The 8,764-nt window shown below is 70.0% G+C and carries 5 protein-coding genes; 3 read left to right on the top strand and 2 right to left on the bottom strand.

The genetic code is table 11. The annotated features are described in order from the left end of the window. The first annotated feature begins 47 nt into the window (after positions 1-47). A complete protein-coding gene (locus GWK61_RS50325) occupies positions 48-3,302 on the top strand; it encodes a TIM-barrel domain-containing protein (RefSeq protein WP_194921020.1) in 3,255 nt (1,084 codons plus the stop codon). A gap of 69 nt (positions 3,303-3,371) precedes the next feature. After that, positions 3,372-3,791: a hypothetical protein gene (locus GWK61_RS50320; protein WP_194921018.1), complete on the top strand. Its 420-nt coding sequence runs from the start codon at positions 3,372-3,374 to the stop codon at positions 3,789-3,791. Here the strand turns inward: GWK61_RS50320 and GWK61_RS60330 are convergent. Then, positions 3,772-6,657, bottom strand: coding sequence for a VWD domain-containing protein (locus GWK61_RS60330; RefSeq protein WP_194921016.1), 2,886 nt, complete (start codon positions 6,655-6,657; stop codon positions 3,772-3,774). The two genes, GWK61_RS50320 and GWK61_RS60330, sit on opposite strands and share 20 nt — an antisense overlap. A gap of 227 nt (positions 6,658-6,884) precedes the next feature. Here GWK61_RS60330 and GWK61_RS50310 point away from each other — a divergent pair, with 227 nt between their 5' ends. Next, positions 6,885-7,568 (top strand): hypothetical protein, encoded by a 684-nt coding sequence (locus GWK61_RS50310; RefSeq protein WP_194921012.1) that lies wholly within the window; start codon positions 6,885-6,887, stop codon positions 7,566-7,568. 38 nt (positions 7,569-7,606) lie between these two features. Here GWK61_RS50310 and GWK61_RS50305 read toward each other — a convergent pair. Further along, positions 7,607-8,764: Tim44 domain-containing protein (locus tag GWK61_RS50305; protein ID WP_194921010.1), on the bottom strand; the 1,158-nt coding region annotated here is incomplete at its 5' end.

Below are 8,764 nucleotides of genomic sequence, written 5' to 3'. Positions count from 1 at the left end.
CTCCAAGCCCCTCCAAGCCCCCGGTTTCCCTCCGAAGGAGCTTCCCGATGCTTCTCCGTCCCCCTCGAAGAGCGCGCCGGCGCGCGGCCACCGCAGCCGCCACCGCCGGCCTGGTCCTGGCCGGTTCCCTGACCGCCGCGGTGTCGCTTTCAGCCAGCCAGGCCTCGGCAACCACCGCAATCACCGCCTCGAAACACGCCGTCACCTCCGGCAACGCCCGCTTCGAAGTCCTCTCCCCGACCCTCATCCGCACCGAGTACGCCGGAAACGGCGTCTTCGAGAACGACCCGACGTTCAACGCCATCGGCCGCGACGGCTTCGCCCCGACCCACTTCACCCAAAGGGTCGCCAACGGCTGGCTCACCATCGACACCGGCCAGGAGCAGCTGCGCTACAAAGTCGGCAGCGGCCCGTTCGGCGCGGACAACCTGAGCATCACCGAGCGCGCCGGCAAGCAGCCCGTCACCTCGGACCCCTGGGCCCCGAAGCCGGTGCCGTCCTGCCAGTTCGGCCTCCTGTGTGAAGCCGAGGGCCTGGACCTCAACGGCGTCTCGGTCGCCACCGACCACACCGGCTACACCGGAACCGGCTTCGCCGCAGGCTTCCAGAACACCGGCAACTCCCTGTCGTTCCAGATCACCGCAGCGACAGCCGGCACCTACGAACTCGCCACCCGCTACGCCAACAGCGCCGGCGGCGACGGCCAGAACGTCACCCGCACCCTGAGCGTGACCACCGGAAGCGGCGCCGCGGCGAAGCTGACGCTGCCGACCACCGCCGACTGGAACACCTGGGCCGTCGCCACCGTCCCAGTGACCCTGAACGCCGGATCCAACACCGTCACCATCGCGCGCTCGGCATCTGACTCGGGCAACGTCAACATCGACAGCCTCGCCGTCGTGACGACCGGCTCGGCCTACCCCGGCCCCGGCGCCCCGCAGAGCCAGCCCTGCGCGTTCGGCACAATCTGCGAGGCCGAGTCCGGCGCCCTCCTCGGCGGCGCCTCCCTGCAGAACAACCACAACGACTACTCCGGCTCAGGCTTCGTCGGCGGTCTCAGCACGACCACGGCGGCCGACGCCCTCGCCGTGACCGGCGTGCCGCGCGCGGGCAGCTACCAGCTCCAGCTGCGCTACGCGAACTGGCAGACCGACTTCAGCCAGACCGGAGCCGCCGCCCCGCGGACGATCTCGGTCGCCGTCGGCTCCGGCGCCCAGGCCACCACCACGCTCGCGCCGACCAGCAGCTGGGACAGCTGGCGCACGGTCTCGATCCCGGTCACGCTCGCCGCTGGGGACAACACGGTGACGCTCGGCTGCCCCACCGCAGACGCCTGCCACGTCAATCTCGACACCGTCGCGGTCGCCAAGAACGGCACGCCGCTGCTGGCCCCGCACGCCCCGCTCGGCGGCTACCGCCGCGGCCTGGACGGCCAGAACGGCGAGGTCCTGAGCACGCCCGGCCTGCTCTACCAGGACGGCTGGTCGCTGCTGAACGACACCGCCTCGGCGATCTACAACTCCGCGACGCACCAGGTGTCGCAGCGTCCGTCCACCGGCGGCAAGCCGTATCAGGACGGGTACGTGTTCGGCTACGGCCAGGACTACCAGCAGGGACTCAAGGACCTCGCGACCCTGACCGGCCCGTCGGAGCTGCTCCCGCGCTGGGCCTACGGCGTCTGGTACTCCGAGTACTACAACCACACCGCCGCCGACTACGAGAACACGATCCTGCCGACCTTCCGGTCGCAGAACACGCCGCTGGACGTCCTGGTCACCGACACCGACTTCAAGGGCGTCAGCACGTGGGACGGCTGGGAGATGGATCCGTCCAAGTTCCCCGACCCGAATGCGTACTTCGCCTGGGCGCACTCGCAGGGGCTGCACACCACGCTCAACGTGCACCCGAGCGTCCAGCAGAGCGACCCGCAGTACTCCGCGGCGCTCGCGGCGGCCGGCGGCACGCTGCCGTCGTGCGGCTCCGGGCAGTACTGCTTCGACTGGGGCACCCCGGCGCAGCTGTCGGCGTACTTCGGGCTGCACCAGCAGATCCAGAACCAGGGCAACGACTTCTGGTGGCTGGACTGGTGCTGTGACAGCTCCAACTCGTCGCTGGCCGGGGTCACGCCGGACTCGTGGATCAACCAGAACTACGCCTGGGACACCAACTCCACGGTCGGCCGGGGCTTCGCGTTCTCGCGGGCCTACTCCTCGCTCGACGCCGGCGGCTACAGCGGTTCGGTGGGCCTGGCGACCGGACCATGGGCCGACAAGCGCACCACCGTGCACTTCACCGGCGACACCACCTCGACCTGGGCCACGCTGGCCATGGAGGTCGGGTACACGCCCGGGGAGTCGGCCGCGACCGGCCTGTCCGCGGTCAGCCACGACATCGGCGGCTTCAACAACGCCGGCGACCAGACCAGCGGTGCCGAGCCGGGCAGCACGAAGCTGCCGGACGACCTGTACGCGCGCTGGGTGCAGCTGGGTACCTTCCAGCCCGTCGACCGGCTGCACGGCAACCACAGCGACCGGCTGCCGTGGCAGTACGGCCCGGCGGCCAAGGACTCCGCCGAGAAGTTCCTCAACCTGCGCGAGAACCTGGTTCCGTACACCTACACGCTGGCCCACCAGGCCGCCACCACCGGCGTGCCGGTGACCCGGCCGACCTACCTGCAGTACCCGGACCAGCAGGACGCGTACGCCTTCGACGGCAGCGAGTACTTCTACGGCCCGGACGTGCTGGTGGCGCCGGTGACGACGGCGGGCGACTCGGCGACGACGCAGGTGTGGTTCCCGGCCGGCAGCTCCTGGACGGACTACTTCACCGGCAAGACGTACCAGGGCGGCACGGTGCAGAGCGTCGCGACCAGCCTGGACACCATGCCGGTGTTCATCAAGTCCGGCGGGATCATGGCGACCCGCTCCGGCAACGTCGCCAACGACGACCAGAACCCGCTCACCGCCGCCACGGTGACCGTCGCCGAGGGCGCGCCGGGGTCCTTCTCCCTGTATGAGGACAACGGCACGACCACGAACACGGCCCAGAGCGCGACCACTGCGATCAGCTACGCCGACCACAAGGTGACGATCGCCCCCGCGAAGGGGACGTTCGCCGGCCAGGTGCAACAGCGGTCGTGGACGGTCACGTTCCAGAACGCGGCCCACGCGCCGACCTCGGTGTCGGTCAACGGGGCCAAGGTCGCGACCACCGCGTGGACGTGGGACGGCACCTCGCACACCCTCACCGTCCGCGCACCGGCGCAGTCGGTGAGCCAGCGGCTGGTGGTGAGCTACAAGTAGGCGCCATGCGCTGACCCGTCGGCCCCGCCCGGATGACCTTCCGGGGCGGGGCCGACATATTCTTCGGACGTGTCAGACACGAATATGTGGAGCCCCGAGAACGGGCCCGGCTCCGAGGCCACCGTCGTCGAAGTCTTCTCGGCATGGCTCGTCGAGCAGGGCTGGGAGTGCGCGGAACTCCCCCGGCACGGAGACCGCCCGGACATCGACGCCCGGCATCCCGACGGCCGCCGGCTCATCGTCGAAGCGAAGGGATTCACCCGCGATTCAAGCACTGACCTCGACACCGGCTACGGGCAGATCCTGCGGCGGATGAAGGGCGAACCGGATACCGCGTACGCGCTCGTGGTAGCCAAGTCGATCGTCCGGTTCGCGCAACGAGTCCCGTCCGAAGTGCGGAGCAACCTGGGGATCGCGCTCTACACGGTCGATTCCAGCGGCAAGGTCGAGCTGGTTGACGAGCCACCGCTCACGACCTCTGCAAGCTGATCGAATACTGCATCTGCTTGGCCCCGTCGGACCACACCAGGATCTGCTCCGCCGCCCCGGGCGAAACCGGATGCGCATACCCGAAGCACAGCTGCCCCGGAGACAGCACGCTCGGCTGCGGACCATCGTCGGCGTATCCGTAGGTCGGGCCGCCGTCACAGGCCGTCGTGCTGCTGACCTGCACCGCAGTGACATCCGAACCCGGTGTGAACCGATAGACGTCAACCCGCCCCGGCACATCCAGATCTGCGGACAACGCCGGCGCACCGACGTCGATCGTGATGGTGCGCGGCTTGAGGGTCACGTAGCGGAACGAGTACTTGCCCGGGCCGTTCGGCATCGAGATGCGCAGCTTGGCCTGGCCGTTGGCAGCGACCGCGAACTGGAAGGGGCCGGGCAGCATCGGGGTCGCCGACGGGGTGTCCGGGACCGTCGCGCTCATGCCCTCGCTGACGTCGACCAGCTCGAACTGCTGGTTCGCGGCCAGGTTCAGGCCGTAGTCGACGGTGCCGCCGGCCTGGTCGATGCTGCCGGTGACGACGTCGCCGTCCTGCAGGATCGCGCCGGGCTTGGGGCCCTTGTCCGGGGTGGGACCGCCGCTCGGGCCGGTCGGCGCCTTGGCCCCGGCCGCGCTGTCCAAGTCGCGCTGGTCCTGGGCGTAGCCGGCGGCGAACGACGGCTGGCCGGTGCGCGCGACGTCCACGACGCAGTCGTCCAGCAGCCTGGAGTCGGTGACGCCCGCGGCCTTGCACATCGCCGCCGCCTGGTCGCGGGCCGGCTGCGGCAGGTCGGCGACGGTCACCGGCTTGTCCGGGAACGTGCGGTCGGTGAACGTCGCGGTGGACTGGCCGGGACCGTATTCGAACATGGACTCGCTCTGGCTCAGGCGCCAGCTGTCGCCGAAGACCTTGTAGAGGTCGTCGAACCCGGGCTGGTCGGGAATCGTCTTGCCGTCCCGGCTCACCAGGTCGCCGGCGCTCTTGCCGTCGAAGTTCCCGAGCAGCCCGCTGAAGGTGCTCTTGCGGGAGTCGGCCGGGGTGACGGCGACCCGCAGCCCTTCCGAGCCGATGGGGTCGACCGCGACGATCGAGCCGTCGGGCCAGATCACGTCGTCGCCGTCGCCGGCGTAGTCGTAGTGGCCGGCACGGCGGGTGAGCGTGGCGCCGCCGGGGAGCTTGGTGGAGCCCCTCTGGGCTGTCAGGACCTTGCCGCCGAGGTGGACCTGGAGGTCGCCGTCCACGTCGTAGAAGCCGATGACGTCGGAGCCGGCGCGCACCGCCGCCGCGCTGTTGACCGCGACCGTTCGGTCGCCGGGGGCGAACGAAGACTGCCGGACCTGCACCTGGAAGTCGTCGCGGCTCTTGGCCAGGACGAACTCGCCGACGGCCTGGAAGTCGTAGTGCAGCTGGTCCAGCGTGGCCAGGTGCGGGTCATTGATGCTCTGGCCGGGGTCCTTCTTCGGCTTCTCCGGCGCACCGACCGGGGTCGGGCTGCACTGGTCCATCGCGGCCTGGACCTGCTCGGTCGCCGACTTGTCCTTGGCGCTGCCCGGGACGAGCGGGACCGGCATCGTGGGGACGGGAGTGCCGTAGTCGTATCGGGTCCGCGCGCCGTCACCCTTGCTGATCCGGAACTGGTTCTCCCACTCGGTCGCCGCCACCTCCTCGTAGTTGGCGCCGGTGTTGAAGCCCGGGAGGTAGCACGTCCGCTGGTCGTCGGTGGTGCCGTTCCGCCACGTCTGCGAGTGGATCAGCTCGTGGTACAGGGAGTAGCAGGGGTTGTTGGGAGCGCCGGGGTCCCAGGTGTCGGGCAGGTGGTTGTCCGGGTCCCAGTGGATGATGATCGCGTGCGGCGGCTTGCCCAGAAAGGTGGCCAGGATCGGCCACTGGTATTCCGTCCTGTTCCCGTGGACGTCGTCGGTGGGGACGATCTTGAGATCGCCGGATTTGAGTTGCTGGCGGACCTTGTCCACAAGGCCGGGCTGGACGCCGGGGCCGGTGTAGGTGGCCATGCAGCCGTCGAGCTGGCCGGCGAAGTCGTCGGCGTGTGCCGGGAGCGCACGGGCCGCCTGCATCGCGGTGGCGGCGACCATGATGAGCGCCAGCGCCCCGGCGGTCCGCGCCATACCGCCGGCCTGAGCGGCACCACCGGCCCAAGCGGCCCGACGCGCGCGACGTCGGCGAGCGACGATGTAGAGCACCAGCAGCAGTACGAGCACCGCGGCGGCCACGAGCAGCCACCACCACGCGAACGCCTTGTGCGCCGCGCCGACCGTGAAGGCGGCCGTCGCGATGTTCGTGGCGCCGGCGCACACCGGCTTGCCGGCCAGTTCGGGGGTCATGTACCGCGCGGAGACGACGTAGCGGCCGTTGGACTGCACCAGCCACTGCGACGCCACACCGCCGCCGCTCGGCAGCACGCCGACGGTCTCCAGCGGCTGGGTCGCGGCCGAGTCCCGGCCGGTGAGCGCCTGGACGGCGAGGTCCACGTGGTCGCCGGGCTGCACGGTCACCAGGTGGGACGCCAGCAGCGGCTGGTAGCCGTCGGCGTACTCCACCTGCGCGTTCTGCCACGGCTGCGAGGCGCCGTCGCGCGTCACCGAGGCGATCAGCACCTCGCCGTCGGCGACGGTGCCGACCTGGCACGCGGCCGGGGTGTGGTTCGTGACGCGGAAGGTGAGCGTGACCTGCTCGCCGGGCTTGTAGGTGCCCTGACTCGGCGTGATGTCGAGCCCCAGCCCGGACTGCGGCTGCTGCTGCGGCTGTGATTGCGGCTGTGACTGCGGTTGCTGCTGCTGGTCGGCGTGCGCCACGCCGGGCGCGAGCATCAGCGCCACTGCCGCGAGCACGGCCAAGCCGGCCCGCACGATTCTGACCACTATGGCCCCCGATAGAACAGATGAACTGACGACGGTCTGACTGACTGCCCGATGCCAGGAGGCTGCGATCCGCCGACCACCGCCCCCGGCGGCAGCAGCGCAACGCTATGAAGGACCGGCGGGGGCGCGAACCCGTGGAACTACGCGTTTCGCGGCCAGGGTTCCTCCCTAACGCCGCAACGCAACGAACCAGCCCGACGATCGTTAATCAGGATATGGACAATGCCACCACCCGACGCCGCCTTCTCGCCCTGGCCACGACCTGCGCTCTGGCACTCCTACCGGCCACCGCCGCGAATGCCACAACCGCACACGCCGCCCCGGCGCACCAGACCTGCCCGACCGCCGAGATCTTCGCCACGAACAACACGGCGACCATCACCGACCCGACCGACCCCCGCCTCCAGACCCACCTGCGCCGCTTCGATCACGAGGTCCGCGCGACCATCCGCGCCAACGGCGCACGGCCGGGCGCCTCAACGCTGCTCGACGGCGTGTTCTGGTCCAGCGACCTCAAGCAGACGACCTACGAGCGCTCCCGCGAGTTCGACGTCACCAGGGTCAGCCCCGACGGCCTCCACCACATCGCGGACATCATCGCCAAGCAGTACCACCAGGAATCCGTACTGACCTTCCGCTGCCTGCCAAGCACCTCGCCGGAGACCAACGCAGTCGAGATCCAGGCCCCCGGCGTCACCGTCACCCACCTGCACGACGCACTCGTAGCCGACCCCGAAGCCCGCGACACCCTCGAAGGCGGCTCGGTCACCCTCGACGGCCACCTCATCCTCATCGCCCCACTCACGAACCTGCCCCTGGCCGAGAAGTTCGCGAAAAGCCTCGGCGTCGACTGGAACACGGCCGAGGTGCGGTATGGGGCTGACGAGTTCGTGAGCTGATTCGGGCTGCTCTACCGCAGCCCGACCAACTCCGATCCCTACGACCGATGATCCGCCAGCCGCGACCCCGGCGACGCGTCAGCGGCGATCACCGTCCAGCCCTTCGCCGACGGGCCGTCCAGCCGGAGGTCGAAGGCGAACGTGACCGGCCGCCGCTTGTGCGCGTCGCCGAGGAGGACTTCCTCGGTGCGGCGGTCCACTTCGTAGTAGAAACCCTCTGCCGCGACGACGACGCGGACGACGATGGGCTCGCGGGAGAGCAGCGAGCGGACCTCGACCGAGGCGACGGTGGCGTTGCGCATGACGGTGCGGTTGGGGGTGCGGACGGCCGTGAAGTCGAGGCTGCCGTCGTTCATGGCCCACTCTTCGAGGAACTGCTCGACCGCTACTTCCAGGACCGCCTTGTCGAAGCGGCCGTCCAGCACGCTCAGGTCGCCCGCGGCGGCGTCGGCGTCGGTGCTCCAGGAGATGTTGGTCAGGGCCAGGATGTCGCCGGCGTCGTGGACCGAGACGTTCTCGGCCACCTCCAGCACCGCGTCGCGCGCGACCGCCTTCTGGTCCCACGAGTCCGTCTCGATGGCATCGGTCAGGTGGTGCGCGCCTTCGGCCGCCTGCTCGATCGAGGACACGATCCACGCGCCGGAAGCGTCCTTGCGCAGCGTCCAGTACTCGACCGGGCGCGTCGAGCCGTCCTTGCGCACGGCGCGCGTGCCGTCCACGCGGCGCACGCTGTCGTCGATCGTCGCGGTGATGCGGAACGTCACGGTGTCGTTCGTCTCGCCGGCCCGGTTCGCGACGTTGACCAGCTCGACCGTCGGCCCGGAGACGACGCGCACGATGTTCACCTCGCCGCGCGACTCGTAGTCGCTCAGCTCCTCGTTCCACTTCACGTAGAGCACCGGCGACAGGATCTGCTTCAGCACGCTGCGATCGCGATCGGTCCACGCGCGCTGGGCGGTCGTGTACAGCCAGACGGCGCGCGCCTTCAGCGCGTCGGGGGCGAAGGTCGGGTCCGTGTCCGCGATCGCCGCGACCCGCGCCTCGACCTGCGTGGCACGCCGCTGCGCCGTGTCGTCCGTGCGGTGCGCCGTGCGGTCCGACCCCGTGTTCAGCCCCTTGCCCCCGCGCCCCTTCCGAAGCCGGGAGACGATCATCACGATCAGGATGATCAGAACGATGGCCACGATCACCCCGAC

This window comes from Catenulispora rubra, assembly GCF_015356825.1.
In the GTDB taxonomy this organism is placed as follows: Bacteria; Actinomycetota; Actinomycetes; order Streptomycetales; family Catenulisporaceae; genus Catenulispora; species Catenulispora rubra.
Note: the sequence above shows the minus strand (reverse complement) of the source record. Positions and strands in the feature narration are given on the sequence as shown.

Bases quoted from the DNA above. Each gene is read 5' to 3' on its own strand.
- GWK61_RS50310 (WP_194921012.1), top strand. From the start codon at position 6,885: ATGGACAATGCCACCACCCGACGCCGCCTTCTCGCCCTGGCCACGACC.
- GWK61_RS50325 (WP_194921020.1), top strand. From the start codon at position 48: ATGCTTCTCCGTCCCCCTCGAAGAGCGCGCCGGCGCGCGGCCACCGCA.